This is a genomic window from Hymenobacter convexus (assembly GCF_030580955.1).
In the GTDB taxonomy this organism is placed as follows: domain Bacteria; phylum Bacteroidota; class Bacteroidia; order Cytophagales; family Hymenobacteraceae; genus Hymenobacter.
Map to the genome: position 1 here is coordinate 39,039 of NZ_JAUQON010000013.1, position 22,676 is coordinate 61,714.

At 62.6% G+C, this 22,676-nt stretch carries 20 protein-coding genes; 13 read left to right on the forward strand and 7 right to left on the reverse strand.

What is annotated here, in order from left to right:
* Positions 1-111: 111 nt before the first annotated feature.
* Positions 112-1,161 (reverse strand): LLM class flavin-dependent oxidoreductase, encoded by a 1,050-nt coding sequence (locus Q4S41_RS21575; RefSeq protein ID WP_305033214.1) that lies wholly within the window; start codon positions 1,159-1,161, stop codon positions 112-114.
* Positions 1,162-1,306: 145 nt separating this feature from the next.
* On the opposite strand from Q4S41_RS21575, the gene Q4S41_RS21580 reads away from it, so the two are divergent.
* The gene (locus Q4S41_RS21580) at positions 1,307-2,020 is read left to right on the forward strand and encodes a dienelactone hydrolase family protein (protein ID WP_305033215.1); all 714 of its coding nucleotides are present in this window, start codon (positions 1,307-1,309) and stop codon (positions 2,018-2,020) included.
* Between the two features lie 142 nt (positions 2,021-2,162).
* On the opposite strand, the gene Q4S41_RS21585 is transcribed toward Q4S41_RS21580, so the two are convergent.
* Together Q4S41_RS21585 and Q4S41_RS21590 are read right to left on the reverse strand one after the other, a co-directional pair.
* Positions 2,163-3,164 carry a bile acid:sodium symporter family protein gene (locus Q4S41_RS21585; protein ID WP_305033216.1) on the reverse strand — a complete coding sequence of 334 codons (1,002 nt, stop codon included), beginning with the start codon at positions 3,162-3,164 and terminating at the stop codon, positions 2,163-2,165.
* Positions 3,165-3,433: 269 nt separating this feature from the next.
* Positions 3,434-3,958, reverse strand: coding sequence for a hypothetical protein (locus Q4S41_RS21590; RefSeq protein WP_305033217.1), 525 nt, complete (start codon positions 3,956-3,958; stop codon positions 3,434-3,436).
* Positions 3,959-4,144: 186 nt separating this feature from the next.
* On the opposite strand from Q4S41_RS21590, the gene Q4S41_RS21595 reads away from it, so the two are divergent.
* Positions 4,145-5,191, forward strand: coding sequence for an SDR family NAD(P)-dependent oxidoreductase (locus tag Q4S41_RS21595; protein WP_305033218.1), 1,047 nt, complete (start codon positions 4,145-4,147; stop codon positions 5,189-5,191).
* A 63-nt stretch (positions 5,192-5,254) separates the two neighbouring features.
* Here the strand turns inward: Q4S41_RS21595 and Q4S41_RS21600 are convergent, their stop codons facing one another.
* Positions 5,255-5,401: a hypothetical protein gene (locus Q4S41_RS21600; RefSeq protein WP_305033219.1), complete on the reverse strand. Its 147-nt coding sequence runs from the start codon at positions 5,399-5,401 to the stop codon at positions 5,255-5,257.
* Positions 5,402-5,915: 514 nt separating this feature from the next.
* Between Q4S41_RS21600 and Q4S41_RS21605 the strand changes: the two genes are divergently transcribed.
* The 7 genes from Q4S41_RS21605 to Q4S41_RS21635 all read left to right on the forward strand — a co-directional run bounded on the left by Q4S41_RS21605 (position 5,916) and on the right by Q4S41_RS21635 (position 10,792).
* Positions 5,916-6,689, forward strand: coding sequence for a prolipoprotein diacylglyceryl transferase (locus tag Q4S41_RS21605; RefSeq protein WP_305033220.1), 774 nt, complete (start codon positions 5,916-5,918; stop codon positions 6,687-6,689).
* A gap of 42 nt (positions 6,690-6,731) precedes the next feature.
* The gene (locus tag Q4S41_RS21610) at positions 6,732-7,232 is read left to right on the forward strand and encodes a hypothetical protein (RefSeq protein ID WP_305033221.1); all 501 of its coding nucleotides are present in this window, start codon (positions 6,732-6,734) and stop codon (positions 7,230-7,232) included.
* 79 nt (positions 7,233-7,311) lie between these two features.
* On the forward strand, positions 7,312-7,800 hold the full coding sequence (locus tag Q4S41_RS21615) for a hypothetical protein (protein WP_305033222.1): 489 nt from the start codon (positions 7,312-7,314) through the stop codon (positions 7,798-7,800).
* Positions 7,772-8,626, forward strand: coding sequence for a tetratricopeptide repeat protein (locus Q4S41_RS21620; protein ID WP_305033223.1), 855 nt, complete (start codon positions 7,772-7,774; stop codon positions 8,624-8,626). The genes Q4S41_RS21615 and Q4S41_RS21620 overlap by 29 nt, the downstream gene beginning before the upstream one ends.
* 156 nt (positions 8,627-8,782) lie before the next feature.
* Complete coding sequence (locus tag Q4S41_RS21625; RefSeq protein ID WP_305033224.1) at positions 8,783-10,186, forward strand: radical SAM protein; 1,404 nt, start codon at positions 8,783-8,785, stop codon at positions 10,184-10,186.
* Entirely contained in the window at positions 10,183-10,446 is a 264-nt protein-coding gene (locus Q4S41_RS21630) for a hypothetical protein (RefSeq protein WP_305033225.1), read from the forward strand. The genes Q4S41_RS21625 and Q4S41_RS21630 overlap by 4 nt, the downstream gene beginning before the upstream one ends.
* A gap of 43 nt (positions 10,447-10,489) precedes the next feature.
* A complete protein-coding gene (locus Q4S41_RS21635) occupies positions 10,490-10,792 on the forward strand; it encodes a hypothetical protein (RefSeq protein WP_305033226.1) in 303 nt (100 codons plus the stop codon).
* Here the strand turns inward: Q4S41_RS21635 and mutM are convergent.
* From mutM to Q4S41_RS21650, 3 genes are all read right to left on the reverse strand, one after another.
* Positions 10,748-11,617, reverse strand: coding sequence for a DNA-formamidopyrimidine glycosylase (gene mutM, locus Q4S41_RS21640; protein WP_305033227.1), 870 nt, complete (start codon positions 11,615-11,617; stop codon positions 10,748-10,750). The two genes, Q4S41_RS21635 and mutM, sit on opposite strands and share 45 nt — an antisense overlap.
* 192 nt (positions 11,618-11,809) lie before the next feature.
* Complete coding sequence (locus Q4S41_RS21645) at positions 11,810-12,724, reverse strand: PhzF family phenazine biosynthesis protein (protein WP_305033228.1); 915 nt, start codon at positions 12,722-12,724, stop codon at positions 11,810-11,812.
* Between the two features lie 139 nt (positions 12,725-12,863).
* Entirely contained in the window at positions 12,864-13,832 is a 969-nt protein-coding gene (locus Q4S41_RS21650; RefSeq protein WP_305033229.1) for a membrane-binding protein, read from the reverse strand.
* Positions 13,833-14,173: 341 nt separating this feature from the next.
* Here Q4S41_RS21650 and Q4S41_RS21655 point away from each other — a divergent pair, with 341 nt between their 5' ends.
* From Q4S41_RS21655 to Q4S41_RS21670, 4 genes are all read left to right on the forward strand, one after another.
* The gene (locus Q4S41_RS21655; protein WP_305033230.1) at positions 14,174-14,638 is read left to right on the forward strand and encodes a hypothetical protein; all 465 of its coding nucleotides are present in this window, start codon (positions 14,174-14,176) and stop codon (positions 14,636-14,638) included.
* 29 nt (positions 14,639-14,667) lie between these two features.
* Complete coding sequence (locus Q4S41_RS21660) at positions 14,668-15,183, forward strand: MOSC domain-containing protein (RefSeq protein ID WP_305033231.1); 516 nt, start codon at positions 14,668-14,670, stop codon at positions 15,181-15,183.
* Between the two features lie 191 nt (positions 15,184-15,374).
* Positions 15,375-17,552 (forward strand): DUF4394 domain-containing protein, encoded by a 2,178-nt coding sequence (locus Q4S41_RS21665; RefSeq protein ID WP_305033232.1) that lies wholly within the window; start codon positions 15,375-15,377, stop codon positions 17,550-17,552.
* A 143-nt stretch (positions 17,553-17,695) separates the two neighbouring features.
* Positions 17,696-22,402, forward strand: coding sequence for a DUF4394 domain-containing protein (locus Q4S41_RS21670; RefSeq protein WP_305033233.1), 4,707 nt, complete (start codon positions 17,696-17,698; stop codon positions 22,400-22,402).
* Positions 22,403-22,676: the final 274 nt, after the last annotated feature.

Here is a 22,676-nt window from a genome sequence, read left to right on the forward strand (position 1 = left end):
TAACCTGTTGCCTATCAGCAAAAAGAGCCAGCTATACAGCTGGCTCTTTTTCGATGAATCTTGCTTGAACGTCTTGGCTACTGGCCGTATTAGGAGCTTCAGAAGCGGCCACTAAACGAGTTCAACCTCTTTCTTGGCGACGGTGGGCGTGAGTTCGAACGCCTCGGCCAGCAACTCGTAGGAGCGGCGGCGGTCCTCAAAATCAGCGGTGATGGTGACGGCGGTTATCTCATCCACACCGTAGTCGGCGGCCAGCTGGGTGAACTGGGCATGCACCTGCGCGGGCGTGCCGCTCACCACCCGGGCGCGGTTGTGCAGCAGGTGGGCCTGGTCTTCGGCGGTGAACTGGTAGCGGCGTACTTCCTCCACCGACGGAAACGAGCGGAATTCGCCCCGGTTGAAGCGAATAAGCTGCATGTCCAAGGCCTTGCGCAACTCCTGGGCTTTCTCCTCGGTGTCGGCGCAGAGGGTGAAGACGGCCACGTTGGCCAGCGGCTCGGCCAGCTCCGCCGAGGGGCGGAACCGTTCGCGGTAGGTGCGCACGGCCTGCGGGCCGCCCGTGCCGTTGATGAACTGGGCGAAGGAAAACGCCATGCCCAGGTGCGCCGCAAACAACCCGCTTTGGCCGCTGGAGCTCAGAATCCAGAGTTCCGGCGCGGTGGCCGACTGCGGAATGGCCATCACCCGTTCGTGGATGGTATCGGGCACTTTCTCGTCACGCAGGTAGGCCTGCAGGTCCATGAGCTGCTCTACGAAGTCCTTCTCGTTGAACTGGTTATTGGGATTGAGGGCGTAGGCCGTGAGGCGGTCGGCGCCGGGCGCGCGGCCCATGCCCAGGTCGATGCGGCCCGGAAACAGGCTTTCGAGCATGCGGAAGTTTTCGGCCACTTTCAGGGCGCTGTAGTGCGGCAGCATGATGCCCCCCGAGCCCAGCCGCAGGTGCTGCGTATGGTTGCCGAGGTGGGCCAGCAGCACTTCGGGCGTCGAGCCGGCCAGGGTGTTGGTGTTGTGGTGCTCGCTCACCCAGAAGCGGGTGTAGCCGAGGCGGTCGGCCAGTTTGGCCAGCTCTACGGTTTCGAGCAGGGCCTGGCGCGGCGTGGCGCCCGGCCGGATGGGCGACTGGTCGAGCACGTTGAGGCGAAGTTTGGGGGAGGTAGTCATAGGATGGAGAGGATACAGGCTGCACAAACCACTTACGGGGTTATCCGGTTCGAGGCCGGCCGGCGGCATGCCCGGCCGCGCGCAGGATGAACATTTGCCGCTTTGGCTGTTACGCACCCGACCTTTTATCCACTCCCTTTTTATAATGAGCGACCAGAACAACGTCATCATCCCCGTGGCCGATGGCACCGAGATGCACGCCTACTCGGCTTTCCCCAGCAACACGGGCCCGGTGCCGGGCATCCTGCTGTTGCAGGAAGCCTTTGGCGTGAACCAGCACATCCGCAACGTGGCCGACCGCCTGGCCGCCGCCGGCTACGCCGTCGTCGCCCCCGAGCTGTTCCACCGCACGGCCGCGCCGGGGCTGGAAATCGCCTATTCGGATTTCAACACCGTGGCCGCGCCGCACTTTCAGGCCATCACGGTGGAGGGCCTGACCGCCGACCTGCAGGCCGCCCACGCCTGGCTCACCAGCCAGCCGCTGGTGATGGCCGATAAAATCGGCAGCATCGGCTTTTGCCTGGGCGGGCGCGTGTCGTTTCTGGCCAACGCGGTGCTGCCGCTGGCGGCCGGCATCTCCTACTACGGTGGCGGCACCCATCTGCTCAAAGACCGCGCTGCCGACCTGCACGCGCCGCACCTCTTCTTCTGGGGCGGCCTCGATGCACACATCAAAAAAGAGCACATTGCCGAAGTTACGGACGCCGTGGAAGCAGTTGGCAAGCCCTACATCAACACCGTCATCTCCTACGCCGACCACGGCTTCAACTGCGACGAGCGGCCGAGCTACCATCCGCAAGCCGCCGCCGAAGCCTGGGCGCTGACGCTGGCCTTTTTCAAGGAGAAGCTGGGGGCGTAGGTTTCGGTTATTCTCAACAGAGGAAGCGTCCTGCTGAGCGTCGCCGAAGCATCTCTACCGCAATAGCAAATAATTACTTGCGCAGTAGAGATGCTTCGGCGGCGCTCAGCAGGACGTTCTTTTTTGCAGTCGACAACCCGCTTCAGGCCGCAACAGCTGCCTCCTTTGCTGCCGTTTGCCGCCCCATGTACTGCGCCATGCTGCTGGCCAGAATGATTTGCAGGGCATGATACAGCATCAGTGGCAAGAGAATAAGTCCGGTAGCCGCGCTGGCGGGAAAGAGCAGACTGGCCATCACGCTGCCGTGCACCAATGACTTCTTCGACCCGCAGAATACGGCCACAATCTGGTCGGCGCGCGGGAAGTGCAAGGCCCGGCTCAGGCCCCAGATAATGCCGAACGCCGCTATATAAAGCGCCACCATGCCCGCGCTGAGCTTCACAATATCGGCCAGGCCAAAGCGGCTGAAGATGCCTTCGGCGAAGGAATCGCAGAAAGCGGTGAAAACGATGAGCAGGATGGTTACCTGGTCGAACACGCGCAGGCCGGCTTTGCGCTGCTCCACAAACGCATTGAAACGGGAATGCAGCAGCACCCCCGCCCCCACCGGCAGCACCACCTGCCACAGCAGCTGCATGGCCAGTCCCCACAGCTGCCCGCCCCCTGTGCCGGTATGCAAAAACAAGCTTGTGAGCAACGGCGTGAGCAAGATGCCCAGCAAGCTGGAAAGGCTAGCGTTGAAAATGGCGGCCGGCAGGTTGCCGCCCGCAATGCTCACCATCACCACCGACGTGGAAACGGTGCTGGGCAGCGCGCACAGAAAGAAGATGCTTTGCCACAGCAAAACCCCGCTTTCGCTGCTAAAAAACGGGCGCACCAGCAGCGCCAGCACCGGAAACAGCACAAACGTGGCCACCTGCACCAGCACGTGCAGCCGCCAGTTGCGCATGCCGGCGCGCATCTTTTCCACGCTCAGTTTCAGGCCATAGAAAAAGAAAACCAGTGCCACGCCCACCGTGGTAATGGTGTGCCACGGCACCGGGCTGGCCTTGCTGCCCAGGCCGGGCTGGAAGTAGGCCAGCGCCACCACGCCAATAAGCGCCAGCAAAAACCAATCGAGGCCGGCGCGGGATAATAAAGCCACCAAACGGCTGGGAGCAGAAGGTTGATTCATGCCTTAGCATACGCCTGCGGGCGCTTTGGTGGCCGAAACCGGAAGCGTGGGGCATGAAAAAGCGCCGGGCTTGGCGGCCGGCGCTTTTTGTTTGCGGAAGTTGACTTATTTAGATGCCTGTCATCCTGAGCGCAGCGAAGGACCTTATCACGTCAGAACAATGGTAGTATTTCCATCGGCGCTAACGTGATAAGGTCCTTCGCTGCGCTCAGGATGACAGACGTTCCATCACAGTACTCTTACTGGTCGCCGGCGCCGCCACCGCCCAGGCCGGGGGGCGGGGTGCCCTGCACGCCCTGCACGCTGGGCACGCCCATTTTCTCCTCGCGCTTGCGCTGGTATTTGTCGAACTGGGCCGGGGTCAGCACATCTTTGATAGCCGCGAGGCGGGAACTGCTCACCGTTTCGACCACGCCGGCCAGCTTGCGCGGGTCGGCCTTGTAGCGCAGGTGCGCCGATTCCACGGCGTCGATGCTGCGGCGGTTGATGGCCCTGACTTTTTCGGTTTGCTGGGGGTTGAGGCCCAGGTTTTTCTGCATGTTGGCCGTGAGGGCATTGGTTTTGGCGTCGACCACGGCCGCGTCGGCCACGGGCGCGGGGGCTTCGTCCTCGGCCGGGCGGGCGGGGGTGCGCGTTTTGGTTTTAAGGCTGGGCTGGCCGGCGGTTTTGGTTTTGGCTTTCACCACGGAGTGGGCCGGCGCCTGGGCCAGCACGGCCGGCGCAGCGGCCACGGCCAGCAGCGACGAGAGCAAAATAACTTTCATGGGAAACTTGGGTGGAAACACGGGCACAGAAAAAGGGGCGCTAAGGCGGAGTAAATATCGGCGAAAAAGCCCGCTCTTTCAGCCTTTAACACCTCGCCAACCATGTTTCGTGCCAGAGCTGCCCGAAAATCGGGCTCCGGTTCCGCGTCTGTGCAACCTTTCGGCCCGGTTTGGCATACAACCGCCATGAAACAGAACAAGCGTACTTCTTCGAAGAACTGGCTGCTGGCCGCCGGGCTCGGCGTGGCGGCCCTGGGCGCCACTCTCTGGGGCAACCGCCGCGGCTCCTACGACCTCAGCCGGCGCGTGGTGCTCATCACCGGCGGCTCGCGCGGGCTGGGCCTGGTGCTGGCCCGCCAGGCCGTGGCCGAAGGCGCCCGTGTGGCCATCTGCGCCCGCGACGAAGCCGAGCTGGCCCGCGCCCGCCAGGATTTGCTCATGGCCGGGGCTGCCGAAGCCGACGTCCTCACTCTGGCCCGCGACATCACCAACGAAGTGGAAGTGCGCACCATGGTGGCCGAAGTCGAAACCCGCCTCGGCCCGGTCGATGTGCTCATCAACAACGCCGGCATCATCACGGCCGGCCCGCTCGACAACATGGACGTGCGCGACTTTGAAGACTCGATGGCCGTGCATTTCTGGGCGCCGCTGCACGCCATGCAGGCCGTGTTGCCCAGCATGCGCCGCCGGGGCGTGGGCCGCATTGTCAACATCTCCTCACTGGGCGGCAAAGTGGCCCTGCCGCACATGGCGCCCTACAGCGCCAGCAAATTCGCGCTGGTGGGCCTTTCCGAAGGCTTCCGAGCCGAGTTGCGGCAGCACGGCGTGTCCGTGACGACGGTGTGCCCCGGCCTGCTGCGCACCGGCAGCGCCGACCACGCCATGGTGAAGGGCCAGCACGAAAAGGAATTTGCCTGGTTCAGCATCGCCGATTCGCTGCCCGGCTTCACGCTCAGCGCCGAGCAGGCCGCCCGCCAAATCTGGAACGCCTGCCGCCGCGGCGACGGCGAAATCATTCTCTCGCTGCCGGCCAAGTTCCTGGCCGCCTTCCATGGCTTGCTGCCCGGCACCACCACCGACATCCTGAGCTGGATGAACCGCGCCCTGCCTGCCACCGGCGAAAGCCCGGCCGCCAACGTGCGCCGCACCGGCTTTGAAAGCGAATCGGACCTCACCCGCTCGCCGCTCACCGCCCTCAACCGCAAAGCGGCGGCGAAGAACAACGAGGTGTAGCGCGCGTGTTAAGTAAGATAAAGCCCAAAGGCCCCGATTGTCTAAATCGGGGCCTTTGAGGTTTTACAGCGTGCCGCGGCGCTTGCTGCTACCGCCCACTTTAGCACCCGAAATCTTGGTTTGGCGCTTGCTGTGAATGCCCAGGAAGCCGTTGTGGAACAGGCCGTGGTGCCCGTAGCGCCGGTAAATCGGGCGGTGATTGCCGGGCATTATTTTACGATTGGGATTGCGGGAAACGCTGGCAGAAGCAGCGGGAACATTGGCGGTGGTCAATAAGCTCAGCAGGCCAACAAGCACAAGAACGTTGCGGAACATAGGAATGGGATTAGAGAATAAAAAGAATAATCCGGGCAACCAGAAGCGCCCATCTGCAGCATGTCGCTTCTGGTGTACTAACCCGCCCCGCGGCAGAAATATTGCCGCTGCCGCTAAAGCAATCGACCAAATAGGCAATTCACTCGTCCAAATCCCGCAACTTATTCTCTCATCCCGAAGTCATTCATTTATAATTATCAACTTAACTATCAACCAGTTCTTCACCTGACATATTCTCAAATCTGAATTATCGATGTTGTCTTCAAAAAAATTTGAAAAAAATTGATTGAAACGTCCGTCGCAATTATTAATTGTTTCCGAAGTGCAAAAAAAGCTCCTTTTTTTCTCGTGCGAATAATGCAATAAACCCCGGCACGTCGCCAATGCATGTCGCGTTGCATCTTGCGCCATGCATTTCCCTGTCGAGCTAGCCATCGGTCCCGCGCGTCTGCCCGTGCATCTGCTGTGCGAGGTGCTGGCCTACTCCCTGGGCTACCGCCTCTACCAGCGTCTGCGTGCCGGCCACGCCGACCAAATTAGCGACGCCCACCGGCAATGGATTTTTGTGGGCGCCGCCGCCGGGGCCCTGCTTGGCTCGCGCCTGCTGGGCCTGTTGGAACACCCCGAGCTACTGGCGCACCCACCCGGCGGCTGGCTTTACTACTTCACCAACAAAACCATCGTGGGCGGCTTCCTGGGCGGGCTCATCGGCGTGGAACTCACCAAAAAGCGCCTCGGCGTGACGGCCAGCAGCGGCGACCTCATGGTGTTTCCCATCATCCTGGGCCTCGCCATCGGCCGCCTTGGCTGCTTCTTCAGTGGGCTGGAGGATGGCACCTACGGCACGGCTACCACCCTACCCTGGGCCATCAATTTCGGCGACGGCGTGCGCCGCCACCCCACCAACCTGTATGAAATCCTGTTTCTGGGGGCGCTGGGGCTGCTGCTGTGGGGGCTGGAGCGGTGGCGCGGCCCCTTGGCCGATGGTCGGCGGTTTCAGCTGTTTCTGAGCGGCTATCTGCTGTTTCGGCTGCTGGTGGAATTTATCAAGCCTACGGCGGCCCTGCCGGGGTTGGGGCTCACGGCAATACAATGGGCGTGCGTGGCGGGGCTGGGGTATTATGTTTGGATGTGGCTGCAGGAAAAAAAACTCATTAAAATGAAATACCAATTACCGAGTTGAATTACCTCGGTAATTGGTATTTCATTTTAATGAATTCTACGCATGGTTTATGCCCAATTATCTTTCACAAAATCAGCTACTGTGTCCCAACAAATTATTAAGAAGTCAGATAAAATCAAGCTGTTTTTGCGAGAATATTATCTCGGGCATTCGGTGGCCCGCAATGGCGTGCGGCTCATAGGCGGGCCGTTGGTAACCGGAAGCGGTGTCCAGTTCTATCAAAAGGCAGATAAATGGGCCATTGCGTACGGGGGATTTTGCTTTTTATACGGTCTCTATTTTACGCTAAAGCCTTTTCTCATTATTGCTTTGCGGCCGGCGGCTTTTCAAACCGTCACTTTTGAGGTAGTGGTGAATGACCAAGGCGTGAACTGGCAACTTGCCGGGGTGGAATCGAGTGTGCAGTTCGCCGCCTTTAGCAGCATCTTGCGTCGGCCAAGTTATTACATGCTTGAAATCAAAGCGACCGGAACGGTATACTTACTGGTAAACCAGCTTACCGCAATAGAAAAAAGTTTTCTAGACAGCCACCTGACTGTCTGAATTGCCTCTTACCCTGCTGCAGCGTTGCGCCGAACCAGGGCCTGTGGTGTATGCCGTATCAGACATCCGCATTTTTTGCATGAAACACCTGCTCCCGCTCTGCTTGCTTCTACTTGCCGCCAGCCTCACCGCCCACGCCCAATACCTCCCATTCCACGGCGGCGAATACCTCGACACCACCACCGTCCGCAACCCTGCTTGCGTTAAGGCACCAACTGCATATTATTTCAACGTAGATGGGAAATACCCGCGCAGCTCGGCTACGCTGGTTCGAGAGGCATCGGCCTTTTTGCAGCGTGGAAGCCGCAAATTCAGCGGCAGCGGCTACGTCACGTTTCGGTTTATGATTGATTGTGCGGGGTTTAGGCAACCGATGACGCAGGTGCTGCAAACCGATGCCAACTACGTGCCCACGCACTTCCGCCCGGAGCTGGTGAGCGAGCTGTATGCTTTTTTGAAAACGCTGAAAGACTGGCGGGCGGCCACGTACCGGGGCCAAGCCTTCAGCTACTTCACCTATTTAACCTTTAAGCTGACCAATGGAAAAGTGGTGGCCGTTATTCCTTAGCCTGCTAGCCCCGGCCGGCGGCTATGCCCAGCCCACGGCGCGCCTACCCACAGCCGGCGACTGCAGAAGCAAAGCCTACCAAGACACGCTCGTGGCCCGCTACCTGGACCGGGGCGCGCACCGCATCAGCTACCTCGACCCGCGCTGGGGGCAGTACTGCGACAGCCTGATTGCGGCCTGTCCCAACATTGCCTACGCCTACCAGCAAAAGGCCATGCCCCTGATTAAATACGGTGACTACGCCAAATCCATGCCACTGATAGACAAGGCCGTGGCGCTCGATGAAAACCGCTGGCTGGCCTACCGGGGCTTTCTGAAATGCATTTTCACGAAGGATTACAGCGGGGCCATTGCTGATTTCCAACGCGTGGCACGGCTCAAGCCCAACGGCCGCGAGATGGACCACACCTACGCGTTTTTTGAGGGTGCCTGCGAGTTGGAACTGGGCCATTACAAGTTGGCCGAAAAGGCGTTTGCCACCGACATGGCCTTGCAGCGCGGCGCCGATGGACAGGGCGCCGTGCATTTCAACACGCTGTGGTATGCGGGCCTGGCGGCGGCCCGGCTGAAGCAGTATGCGCAGGCTGAGATGTACCTGCAGCAATGCCTCAAAGCCTATCCGCAGCACCCGGAGGCCAATTATTACCTCGCCCTCAACTACCGGGCGCAGGGCCAAGCGGCGCTGGCCCAACAGCATCTGGAAGCCGCGCAACGCGCCCTGATTGGCGGCTACCGGTTGAATGAAGACAATATTTTCTACGCCAACTACCCGGAGCAAATCACGGAATACGAAGTGAGACAGGCCTTGCGGGAGGTGGGAAAATAAATCTCGGCTGTCATCATGAGCGCAGCGACGGGCCTTCTCCCATCAGCACCAATTGTGTCGACATGAGAGAGTCCTTCGCAGCACTCAGGATGATAGGCGGAATGAAAGTTTTGCTTATATCTTCCGCCATCGGTTTTCTTCCTTTCCTTCTGCGCCATGCCCGAACGGCCTTATACCTACTACGACTTTACCTTGAGCCTGTGCCCGCAGTGCCTGCGCCGCATTGAAGCCAAAATCGTCTTCGAGGACGGCAATGTGTTCATGCTCAAGCGTTGCCCTGAGCACGGGCGGCAGAAGGTGCGCATTGCCACCGACATCGAGTACTACAAGAGCATCCGCAACTACGTGAAGCCCAGCGAAACGCCGCGCCGCTTCAACATGGCCACGCATTTTGGCTGCCCCTACGACTGCGGCCTCTGCACCGACCACGAGCAGCACAGCTGCCTCACCGTCATCGAGATAACCGACCGTTGCAACCTCACCTGCCCCACCTGCTACGCCGAAAGCAGCCCCACCCACGGCCGGCACCGCACCCTGGAAGAAGTGGAAGCCATGGTGGACCTGGTGGTGGCCAACGAAGGCGAGCCCGACGTGGTGCAGATATCCGGCGGCGAGCCCACGCTGCACCCGCAGTTCTGGGAAATCCTGGACATGTGCAAACGCAAGCCTATCAAGCACCTGATGGTGAATACCAACGGCGTGCGCCTGGCTAAGGACGAAGCTTTCGTGGCGCGGCTGGCCACCTACGCGGGCGCGTTCGAGGTGTACCTGCAGTTCGATTCCTTCCGTGAAAACGTGCTGCTGACCATGCGCGGCCGCGACCTGCGCGAGGTGCGCCAGAAGGCCGTCGAACACCTCAATAAATACAACCTCAGCACCACACTGGTGGTGACGCTGCAAAAGGGCCTCAATGATGACGAAATGGGCGACATTATCGACTACGCGCTGAAGCAGAAATGTATTCGCGGCGTCACGTTTCAACCCACACAGGCGGCCGGGCGGCTCGATAATTTCAACCCCGAAACCGACTCGTTTTCGCTCACCGAAGTGCGCCAGGGCATTATAGCCCAAAGCCCGGTTTTCACGGCCGACGACCTGCTGCCTGTGCCCTGCAACCCCGACGCGCTGGCCATGGCTTATGCGCTAAAACTCGACGGCGAAGTTTTCCCCCTCACCCGCTACGTCGACCCCGCCGAACTGCTCCAGAGCGGCGGCAATACCATTGTGTATGAGCGCGACCCGCGCCTGCGCCAGCACATGCTCAAGCTCTTCAGCACGGCCAATACGGTGGATACGGTAGTGCCCGAAATCAACCAATTATTGTGCTGCCTGCCGCAGGTTTCAGCGCCCAATCTGGGCTACGAAAACCTGTTCCGCATCATCATTCTGCAGTTCATGGACGCGCATAATTTCGACGTGCGGGCCGTGAAAAAATCCTGCGTGCACATCGTGAGCAAGGACTCGAAAATCATTCCGTTTGAAACAATGAATATCTTTTATCGCGACCCGGAAAAGCTGGCGCGGCTGGCGGAATTGCGGGCCGAGCGGTTTGTGGTATGAAGCCGCCACTCGGGTTGATTGCCGGAATTAATTTCTTTCTGCTTTTGGGTTTAACGGCCTATTGCCGCGCGCAGTCGGCCGGCAATTACGAACTGCTTGATTTCTCTCTGCCGATGGCATTTGGCATTTTCGTGCTGCTGGTTTTCAATGCTTGCGGGGCGGCTTTTCTGGAGCCCGCAGCGTTGAAAAGGTCTTTCGGCTTGAGTATACTAATGGTGCTGCTGGTCGGGTTCGGCTTGTGCAGCTGGGCCCAACCATGAGAGGAAGCAAAAACGGTTATTTTTAATTGCTGACGTTAATTTCATGAAAAAGCCCGCCACCTTCGGCAGCATCGTTCGCAACAACCTATTGGTTGTATTGGCCGCGGCCGTCGTGCTGGGGCTGGCCGAAAAATTCGTCAGCGAAGGCGCCATTTTTCTGTTTGGCGCCTTTTACCTGGGCCAGGCATTTTACAACCTGATTGTGGCTTTCACGCACCTGGGCCGGGGCCCCGAGGATGTGGGCGCGGCCCCCTATTTTGCGAGTATGCTGCTGGTACTCATCGTTGGGTTTGGGGCTTGCTCAGGCATTTTTATTGTCGCGGGCAGCCTCGGCAACATGCATTGAGGCTGGTGCGGGCTGGCACTTGGGGCACACATAAGTAGCCCGGCCGCCCACATAGTATTTGTCGATTTTCACCTTCGGGTGCCGCGGGCAGAAAGTGTGGGCGTCGTCGCTGGCAGGCGTAGCCGAGGTATCCCACTCACGAGCATGGATGAGGAAACTGGCCGGAAAATGCCGATAGTTGGCTTCCTGGTTGATTGCCGTATTCAGCACCAATTGCACTGCATCGTGCAGGGCTTTGGTTTCCTTCTCGCTGAGCGAGGAGCCCAGCCGCTCGGGATGGATTTTGGCCTGAAACAGCACCTCGTCCACAATCCAGTTGCCGAGGCCGGCGGTGATGCCCTGGTCGAGGAGCAGTGGCTTGAGCAGCGTTTTGCGGCGGCTTAGTTTCTGGTGCAGCTCGGCGGCGGTGATGGCCAGCGCGTCGGGGCCGATTTTCTTGGCCTTCTGATGCGCGGCGGCACTATCGGCCAGGCGAATGCGGCCGAACTTGCGCGGGTCGATGAAGGCCAGGCGCAGGCCGGAATCGGCCAGGTGCAGGGCCACGCGGGTGAAGCGCGGGGCGTCGGGCTCGTCGCGGTAGGCACCCACGTCGCCGGTCATGCCGAAGTGCAGTACCAGGACTTTGCCATTGTCGAGTTCCAGAAAGCAGTTTTTACCCAGCCGGCTCGTGCCCGTGATGGTGCGGCCCAGGAGGCCGGCGCGCAACTCGGCTTCGGGCGTGGCCAGCACATGAGCATCGTTCACCTGCACGGCGGCGATGGTTTGGCCCACGGCCAGCTCGTCAATGAATCGGCGGTAGGTTTCGACTTCGGGTAATTCGGGCACGGGCGGAGGGTTGGGAGTGGAAGGCTGAATTTAGTGGCACGTCATGCTGAGCGCAGCCGAAGCATCTCTACCGCGCAACGCAATCCAATGTACTTGCTTACAACTGCGGTAGAGATGCTTCGGCTGCGCTCAGCATGACGTGCTTTTCAATCTATTCAACATCCCAACCATCAACTGAGTTGCCTCTACCGCCTACAAATCTGCCCGCAGCCCGCCTTCCAGCACCACCACGCCGGTGCCGCCAATCTGCACGATTTCGATGGCCTCGCGCGGGCCACTGATGCGCACCTGCACGGTGCCGGCGCGGCCCATGTCGTGGCCCTGCTCGGCCACGAATTCCGGCGAGCTGAGGTAGCCGTGGTGCCACAGATACGCCGCCATGCCGCCGGTGGCCGAGCCGGTCACGGGGTCTTCCGCCACGTCGGGCGGGGTGCCGAAGTGGCGGGCGAAGGTGTGGCCGGCCGGCGTGGCACCGCCCAAGCAAAACAGGTGCGGACTGAAGAAGTCGCTGCCGGCGCGGTAGCGGCCCAGGCCGGCGGCATCGGCTACTTGGGCACGGCGCAGGGCAGCGTGGTCGCGCAGCAGGACCATCAACTGCGGGGTGCCGGTGCTCACCGTTTGAATGGGCGCGCCGGGTAACAGGTCGTCGGGCGTGAGGCCGAAAAGCGGCAGCACGGTTTCCGGCGCGTGCGTGGCCCCAAACTCGGGCGGCCGCTGCGTCATCCAAACCATGGCGGGCGCGCCGGCCGCACCGGGCAGCACATCCACGCGAATGGGGCCGTGCAGCAGGTGCAGCGTGAGCGTGAGGGCCGCGCCGGAAGCCGGCAGCGTCACCCGGCCCGCGTGCAGCAGCGCCGTGACGGTGGCAATGGTGGGGTGGCCGGCCAGCGGAATTTCCTCGACCGGGGTGAAAAAGCGCACCGTAAATTCCGTGCTGCCGGGCGCGGCCCGGTTCACAAAAGCCGTTTCTGACTGGTTGAACTCGCGCGCCAAGCGCTGGCGCAGGGCGGGGTCGAAGTCGTCGGCATCGAGCACCACGGCGCAGGGATTGCCGCGTAGCGGCTCGGTGGTGAACGCATCGACCAGCAGAAAAGGCAGCGGAGCCATAATAAAAAGAGAATAGTGAGGTGAGGTCGGAAACCAGCCACGAAGGAACAACCGCACGTCGCAACCAAACCTGATGAGCACAAAAAAATGCCGGCTCGCTGTTCGGCGGGCCGGCTTTTCAATAACGACTCAAGATATCTTAGATGTTGTCGTGCATTTTGGCTACGCGCTGGCCGGCTTTGTCATACACATCGCCGCGGGCGGTGATGAACAGGCGGCGCTGCTGGGTATCCGTCAGCACATAGGGAAAAGTCTCGCTGGTGGTGCGGCTGACGCGGCCTACCACTTCGGCGTTGTCTTCATCGTCCACGCGCACCACTTTCAGGCCATTGGTGAGGTAATACCGGCGGCTGGGGTCGTTGCGGAACGTGAGTTGGGCCACGAGGCGCACGGCGTCGCCGCTGATTTGGTTGACGGCTACCATTTCGCGCGAGTCGTTGCTATCGGTTTGCACGGTGGGAAACAGGCGCACCGCGTTGCTGTCGTAGCTGGGCCGGGCCGTTGGTTGCGGCTGGCTGGCCGCTACCACGGCCGGCGCGGCCGAGGGTGCTTTGGCCTGGGCACTGGCCACAATCTGGCCGTTGGCGCGCTGCCAGCCCTGGCCGATGGCCACCAGGCGCGGCGCCCGGCCGGGGTGCGTGGCCGAGCCGCCATCGTCGGGCACGGTGGCCATGGCAGCCTGCGCCTGGGCCAGGCTGGCGCCCAGCTTGCGCAGCACGAAGCCCGAAAACTCGTCGGCCTCCAACTCGTCGGCCGGCTGCGAGCCGCCGCCGCGCAGGGTGTGGCCGTTGAGGTGGTGGCCCATTTCGTGGGCCAGGATGCTGATACCGGCCCAGTCGGTGTGGCCGGCGCGGTTGATTTCGTTCAGAAAATCGGGGTTGTAAAGCAGGTAGCGCTTGCCGTCGTACACCACGGCGGCGGCGTTGTCGACCTCCCGCGTGGAGCGCAGCTCGAAGCGGGCTTTGAGGCCGACGGCATCCGTGATTTCGCGGATAACATCGGTGGGCGCCGGGGCGGTTTGGGCCTGCGCGGCCGGCGCCATCAGCGCCAAGGGGAGCGCCAGCAGCGGAGCGGCCAGCCGGCTGAAAAGACGTGGGAAGAAAGTCATAGCAGGCAATCGAAAAAGTGAATGACTAGTAGCTAAACCTTAGGCAAGTGTGATGCCAGAAATGTGCCACTGCGAGCTCAAACAGCGGCCCGCAGCAGCCCACGCGCCTTGTTTTTGTTACAACGGGAAGGGCCGGTTTTTCATTGCAGAACGCCCGGCCAAACGCCGGTTCGCACTGCCTATCGGGGGCTGTTAGAATAACGATTTCGCGACCGTGGCAGTTCAATTAATAAGAGTCGCGCGGCGGGCCCTATGGTTGCGTTGGAGGCGGCGCGGCAGGCACGGCTGTAGCTTTGCCAGGCCCCGCCAGCCGGCGGGGCCGCTCACGCATTCCTTGCTTCATGAATCAGGCTCACCTTCACCTCCTTGTCAACCACTTGCCAATAGTGGGCAGCCTGTTTGCCGCCGTGCTGCTGGGCGCTGGCCTGTTGCAGCGCAACGCTTCCCTGACGCGGGCGGGGCTGGTGGCGGTGCTGGCGGCGGGCCTGTTGTGCCTGCCCGCGCAGCTCACGGGCGAAGGCGCGGCGGCCATCGTCCAGGATTTACCCCGCGTGAGCCGGGCCCTCATCCAGACGCACGCAGCGGCGGCCGAGCTGGGTTTCTGGGTGCTGGAGGGCGCGGCGTCGCTGGCGCTATTCGGCCTGCTGCTGCTGAAAAATGCCTCGCCCAGAGCCCGCCTGCTGGCCTGGGCCGCGCTGGCGGCGGCGGGGCTCAGCTTCGGGTTGCTGGCGCGGGCCGGCAGCTTGGGCGGCCTCATTCGGCACACCGAAATTCGGGAAGGTTTTGGCACGCCCGACGAATTGTAACCCTCCCCCGCCCGCGCCGTACCGGGCGCATGCCATTTCCCTTCTTCGGCGACGATAAATCGACCGTGGCCCGCCTGCTGGCCACCCTGCCCCAAACCGGCCGCCTGGAGTGGATTGGCCAGCGCCCCGTGCGGCGCGAACCGCTGGTGGCGGTGCCGGAAGCGGTGCTGAAAACCGACTCGCACCTGCTCGGCGACCACGCCCGGCCAAAGGCCGGCGGCAAGCGCCAGGTCACCCTCATTCAGCACGAGCACCTGGCGGCCGTGGCCGGCTACCTGGGCCTGCCCGAAGCGGTAGACCCGGCCCGCCTGCGCCGCAACCTAGTGGTGAGCGGACTCAACCTGCTGGCCCTGAAAAACCGCCGGATTCAAATCGGCGACGAGGTCATTCTCGACATCACCGGCGAGTGCCACCCCTGCTCGCGCATGGAGGAAGAACTGGGGCCCGGCGGCTACAACGCCATGCGCGGCCACGGCGGCCTCACGGCCCACATTGCCCAGGGCGGCGTTATTCGGGTGGGTGATGCGGTGCGGGTGGTGGAATAGCGCACTTATGCTTGGGCAGCGCCATAAAGTAGCGCTGCTGACTTCCGTTTACTGCCTTATGGAGACAGCCAATTAATCCGCCGTGCCAGCCTAAATTGGGTGTATTTCCGTATTCGGTTAAGTTAGTAATTCTCTTTGGAAAGCCGTCTGGGCTCCGTCCTGTTTTCATTTGATTTAATCCTTAATCAACTATGTACGCACGCCTACTTTCTCGCTTGGCGGCTGGCCGGGGCTGGACCCGGCTTCTGGTTACCGTAGTGCTGGCCGCCCTGTTTTTTGTGCCAGGGCGAGCCCAGGTAGTGGTTTACGGGTTGGGCACCCTCACGCGCACGCTGCAACCCGGCGACCCCTTGTATGCGCCCGGCGCGCCGGCCGGCTCGCAGGGGCTGGCGGGCTTCGATGTGGCTTCGGGCCGGCCCCGTTTCCAGGTCATCCTTGTGTCGGGCCTCACGGCCGGCCAGCGGCTGGTGGCCATCGACTACCGCGCCAGCACCGGCCAGCTTTACGCACTGGGCTACGACACCGGCGCCAGCACCGCCAACGCCCAGCTTTATACCCTGAATGTGGCCACGGGTGCGGCCACGCCCGTGAGCGCGGCGCCCATTACGTTGGCCCTGGGCGGGGCCACCGAACGCATTGGGTTCGACTTCAACCCCGTGGCCGACCTGGCCCGGGTGGTGAGCACCAACGACCAGAACTACCGCCTCAGCCCCAGCACCGGCCTGGTGGTGGCCCCCGATGGGCCGCTGGCGTATGGCGCATCGGACCCCAACGCGGCTGTGAACCCGCGCGTGGGCGGCATTGCCTATTCTAACGCCTACCCGGGCAGCACCAGCACCACGCTCTACGACATTGATGTGCGGCCCGACCCGAGCGCGCCCTTCGGTATTTTCTCGGCGCAAATTCCACCGAACTCGGGCACCCTCAATACGCTGGGGCAGGTAAAACTGGAAGGCTACGGCATTTTGCCCGATGCATCTATCAACCCCGACATTTTCTATAATGGCACCACGAACGTGGGCCTCCTGCTGGAGCTCACCCCGCCCGGCACCGACCCAACTCGCCCGAGTTATGGTTATTCGAGCAGCAACCTCTATGACCTGAACCTGACCAGCAACCCCGGCGATGCCACCAACAAGCGGAACTTGGTGCCGGCCCTGTACGCCTTCCCTTTCAATGTCCTGGATATTGCGATTGCCCCCACGCCAACCATCAGCAGCCTGGCCCCCAACTACGCCCAGGTGGGCACCAATGGCCTGACACTGACCGTGAACGGTGCGGGCTTTGTGCCCGGCTCCCAGGTGCAGTACAACGGCAATGTGCGCACCACGACCTATACCTCGGCCTCGCAGCTAACGGCCACGCTGACCGCGGCCGACTTAGCCGTAATCGGCACCTTCCCCGTCACCGTCACCAACCCCGACAGTCCGAACACGCAGGGTACGCCCTCGGCGCCGGCGGTTTTCACGGTAGGCTCGGTGCCCCCGGCCTGCGGCGCCCCCGCCGGCCTGGTGGTGAGCAACGTGAGCAGCACCGCGGCTACCGTCCGCTTCACGGGTACCAACACGGCCAGCAGCTACACGCTGACCACGGTGCCGGCCACGACTACCCAGACCCTGGCGGGCACGGCCACCACAGCCAGCTTGAGTGGCCTGCTGCCGGGCACGAGCTACACAGTCAGCATCGTGAGCAACTGTAGCACCGGCAATACGTCCGGCTCGGGCACTCTCACCTTCAGCACTACTGCGGCCAACCCGCTGCCGGTGGTGCGGCAGGGCAGCACCGTAATTCCTAACGGGGGCGCATTCTCCGGCTTTGCCCCGACGGGCCAGGGCGCTACGTCGGCGCCGGTCACGTTCAGCATCAGCAACACCAGCGCCACCGATTTTCTGACGCTGGGGACCTTCACGTTCAGCGGGCCGTTTACGCTGAGTGGCGTGGCACCTGTGAGTGTGGTGCCGGGCGGCACGGCCACTTTTGCCGTCACTTTCACGCCTTCGGCCACGGGCGCCAACACGGGCTCGCTCCGCATTGCCAACAACAGCCAGGCCGACAATCCCTACGTGCTCAACCTGAGCGGCCAGGGCCTGCTGGCCACGGCCCCGGCCGCCCTGGCGCAGCTGGCCACCGTGTACCCCAACCCCGCCCACGGCGTGGCTACGCTGCTGTTGCCCCGGGCCCTGCGCGGCACGCTGGCTACCCCGGTGGCGGTGGTCGACAACCTGGGACGCACGGTGCTGACCCGCACCTTGGCCGCCGGCGCCGCCGAAACGTTGGAGCTGCCCCTGATGGGGCTTGCGCCGGGCATTTATGCGGTGGTGGCGCACACGGCCGTGGGCCTGGTAGCCCGGCGCCTGGTGGTGCAGTAAGGCCGCTGGTACTCCAGAAATAAACCAACATTGGAACCTATATTTACCAATGTCCGCCAGCCCGTAGTCTACAGGGCATTTGCGACATGGGAACAGCGTACCTAAACGATTTCATCCTGTAATTCTAATTCCCACCTTTCCCTATGAACACAAACTTACTTCAGCTGCCGGCGTGGCGCCGGCTCCTGCTTCTTGTTGCTAGTGCCCTGATGCTGAGCACCTCGGCCACTCAGGCACAGAACCTTATCTATGGCCTGGGCACCCTCACCCAGGCGCTGGGATTCCCAAACGTTTTTGGCTATCCGGCTACTCCGGCCGGGGCGCAGGGCATTTCGCCGCTTAGCCCCACTTCAGGCCTCATTAGCCTGCCAGTACTGGTGAAAGATGCCAGTGGCAATGCCCTCATATTGAGCGGACGGACGCTGGTGGGCATGGACTACCGGCCGAAAACGGGCGTACTCTATGCGCTAAGCTACATTTCGTCTTCAAGCCAGGCCCAACTATACACCCTGGACCCCACCACGGGGATAGCGACGCCCGTGGCGGGCTCCAGTGCCTTTACCCTGGCATTGGGGTCGGTGGTGACGCGGATTGGCTTCGACTTCAATCCCGTTGATGACAACATCCGGGTGGTGGCTACCAACGGGAACAATTACCGCCTCGACCCCAATACGGGTGCGCTCATCAACACCGACAGCCAATTGGCTTATGCTTCCGGCGACGCCAACAGTGCGCTGACGCCGGGCGTTGGCACGGCGGCTTACACCAACTCCTTCCTGGGGGCGACCAGCACGGCCCTCTACGATATTGATGAGCTGAACGGGGCTATTCTGGTGACGCAGCAAACGCAGCCCGCCACCTCGGGCACGTTGCAGACCGTGGCGCCCATCACCAACCCGGCGAGCTTTGTCAACTTTGGCCTTTCACTGGGGCTTGACATTGACGTTTATTTCGACGCGGCCACCAGCACCAACAAGGCTTATCTGATTGAAGCCGCTTTTCCGAATTCAAGCGGACCCAATGCCGGCTACTCCAACAGCAACCTGTACAGCATCAACTTAGCGAATGGGCAGACGTCGGGCAAAGTTCAGGTTGGGGCTGCTAACCCGGCAACGCCTTTCAACTTCTACGACATTGCCGTTCCGATTACACCGCCAACCTGTGCCGCGCCCACGAACCTGGCCGTCAGCAGCATTACCGACAATTCGGCGACCGTCACCTTCACCGGCAGCCTCACGGCCCTCAGCTACACCGTGGCCACGAGCCCGGCCACCACGCAGGCCCCGCTGGCGGCCGGCGCCACCTCGGCCAGCCTCACCGGGCTGGCACCGAGCACGGCCTACACCGTCACCATCACCAGCAACTGCGGCGCCGGCACCAGCCCCGCCACGGTGACCTTTACCACCACTGCCACTCCCAGCAACCCGGTGCCGGCCATTACCAGCCTTTCGCCCAACTCGGCCACGGCTGGCGGGGCCGCCTTCACGCTCACGGTGAACGGCACGGGTTTCGTGAGCGGCTCGACGGTGAGCTTCAACGGCACCACGCTGACGACTACTTACGTGTCGGCCACGCAGCTGACGGCGGCGGTGCCGGCCAACGCCATTGCCACGGCGGGCACGTATAACGTGACCGTGACCAGCCCCACCCCGGGCGGCGGCACTTCCAATGCCGTAACTTTTACCGTCAACAACCCCACGCCGGTGATTACCAGCCTCGCGCCGGCCTCGGCGACGGCGGGTGCCGCCGCCCAAACCCTGACGGTGAACGGCACGGGCTTCGTGAGCGGCTCGACGGTGAGCTTCAATGGCACCACGCGCGCCACCACGTTTGTATCGGCCACGCAGCTGACCATCGGCTTGAGCGCCGCCGACCAGGCTACCGCGGGTTCTTACCCGGTGACAGTCACCACGGCCGCCCCAGGCGGCGGCACCTCGAACACGGCCACGTTCACCGTGAACCCGGCGCCCTGCAACGCGCCTTCGGGCTTGGCTTCGAGCAACGTGACCAGCAATTCGGCCACGGTGACATTTGCGGGCAGCGGCACAGCCACGGGGTATACCGTGACGACTTCGCCGGCTACTACCACCCAAACGCTGCCGGCCGGGGCTACCTCGGTGAGCTTCAGTGGCCTGACGCCTAGCACGGCCTACACGGTGAGCGTCGTGAGCAACTGCGCGGGCGGCGCCACTTCCAGCCCGGCCACCTTCACCTTCACCACGAGCGTACCGGCTGCTACCCTGGCCGTGAGCCAGAGCGGCACCAGCTACCCCAGCAGCGGCGCGGCGTACAACTTTGGTAACCAGACGGTGAACACGACCAGCCCGGCTGTGGCCTTCACCCTCGCCAACGGCGGCACCGACCCGCTTACCATCAGCAGCATTACCACGACCGGCAACTACGCCGTGAGCGGCACGGCCCCGACCACGGTGCCGGCCGGCGGCACGGCCACGGTGAACGTGACGTTTACCCCTACGGCTACGGGCACGCGCCCCGGCACGCTGGTTATCAGCTCCAACGCCACGAACGGTGCTACCTATACCGTGAACCTGACCGGCAACGGCCAGGCCGCTACCCCCAACCCGCTGATTGCTGTGAGCCAGGGCGGCACGGGAATTACCAATGGCGGCACGTTCTCTGGCTTTCCCAGCACGCAAGTGGGCAGCACGTCGGCCCCGGTCACGTTCACCATCAGCAACGCCAGCACCACGGATGCGCTGACGCTGGGCGCCTTCACGTTCAGCGGCCCGTATGCCCTGAGTGGCACGGCCCCGACCGTGGCCAGCATCGCCCCGGGTGGCTCGGCTACGTTCAGCGTCACGTTCTCGCCCACAGCCGTGGGCCCCAACACGGGTTCGGTGAGCATTGCCAATAATAGCCAGGCGAACAACCCTTACGTCGTTAACTTCAGCGGCCAAGGCACTTCGCAGGACCTGCTAGTGAACTCGACGCAAAGCGTGCAGGGCACTTACCGCAATGTGGACATTACGAGTACCGGCATTGCCAACCTAACGGGCACGCTCACCGTGACGGGCACCCTGACGGTGCAGACCGGCGGCGGCTTGGTGCAGAACTGCCAGTTGGTGACGGGCACCGGCAGCTTCGTGCTGCAAGCCGGCGCCAACCTGGTGATTTGCGACCCGGCCGGTATCTCCGCTTCGGGGGCTACGGGCGCCATCCAGGTGAGCGGCAGCCGCTCGTTCAGCCCCGATGCCAGCTACGCCTATAACAACCCCGGCACTGCCCAGGTAACGGGTTCGGGCTTGCCCAGCCGCGTGCTCAATCTGGTGGTGGCCAACCCGGCCGGCCTCACGCTGAGCCAGGCGCTGAGCGTGACCCAGGTGCTGCGCCTGCAAACGGGCAACCTGGCCACCAACAGCCAGGCGCTGACACTGCTGTCGTCGGCCACCGGCACCGCGCTGGTAGACAATACCGGCGGCGTGGTGAACGGCACGGCCACGGTGCAGCGCTACATCACCCCCAACCTGAACGCGGGCCCGGGCTATCGCCACTACAGCTCGCCGGTGAGCGGCAACACGGTGGCCGACTTCGCTACCACGGGCTATGCGCCGGTGGTGAACCCGGCCTACAACACCAGCGCCACCCCGCCGCTGGTGACGCCCTTCCCCAACATCTTCAGCTACGACCAAGCGCGCCTCAGCCTCAGCAACACCTCGCCGGAGTTTGACAAGGGCTTCCAGTCGCCCAGCACCACCAGCGACGCCCTTGCGGTAGCTACCGGCTACACGGTGAATATTAGCGGGTCGGCGCTGGTCGATTTCACGGGCACGCTCAACACGGGCTCTTACCCGCGCACCGGGTTGGCACGAGGCGCGCAGGCCACGGCCGGCTGGCAGCTCTTGGGCAATCCTTACCCGTCGGCCGTCAACTACGACGTGGTGCGCAGCAACTCAACGGGGATGGAGGCTGCCTTGTACGTGTTCAAGAGCAGCGGCCAGTACACGGGCTCCTACACCAGCTACGTGAACGGCCAGAGCACCAACACCGGCACCAACCTGCTGCCGGTGGCCCAGGGCTTCTTTGTGCGGGTGGCCGCCGGACAAACCGGCGCTGTCACCTTCACCAATAGCAGCCGCCTCACCACCTACGACAATACGCTCTTCCAGCGCACCACCGCCGACACCCGCCCGCGCCTGACGTTGTCGCTGGGTACGGCTGCCCTGCGCACCCAAACCGTGGTGTACTTCGAAGCCGGTGCCACCGCCGCCTTCGATGCCCGCTTCGACGCCCACTACCTGCCGGCCACCAATGGCCTGCTGCTGGCCACCGAAACCCCGGCCGGGGAACTGCTTTCCATCAGCGGCCAGCCGGCCCTGACCGGCGCCGATGTGGTGCTGCCCCTGCAGCTAGCCACGGCCACGGCCGGCACCTACACCCTGGCCGTAGACGCCCTTGACAACCTGCCCGCCGGCTACCACGCCTACTTGCGCGATGCCCTGACCGGCACCTACCTCGACTTGGCCACCGCGCCCACCGCCAGCCTGACGCTGGCGCCCAACGCGCCGGCCGGGGGCCGCTACGCCGTGGTGTTCAGCACCCAGGCCCGCGTGCTGGCCACGGCGCCGGCCGCGCTGGCGAAGCTAGCCAGCGTGTACCCCAACCCGGCCCACGGCTCGGCCACGCTGTTGCTGCCGGTGGCCCTGCGCGGCCAGCAAGCTACGGCGGTATCGGTGGTTGATAACTTAGGCCGCACGGTGCTGACCCGCACCCTGGCTGCTGGCACCGCCGAAAGCCTGGAGCTGCCCCTCGGCGGTCTCACCACGGGCGTGTACTCGGTGCAGGCCCGCACGGCCAGCGGCCTCGTCGTGAAGCGGCTTGTGGTAGAGTAAGCCGCTAAGCGGAAATCAACCCAACAAAAAGCCCCGCCTGGAATCAGGCGGGGCTTTTTATTTGATAGCTATACCGAACAAGGGAAATTTATACACTGATAATCAGCCATGAATAAAAAACCTCCCGCCAAGGGCGGAAGGCTTTCCTAGCTATGAAAACAACTGTCTCCTGTAGAAGACTAGGGGTATGTACGCCGGAAACCCGGTGGTTGGTTTGGCGGGTTGGATTTTAGGCACCATCCATTCGCACTATTTTGGGAGTAGATGAGCCTGC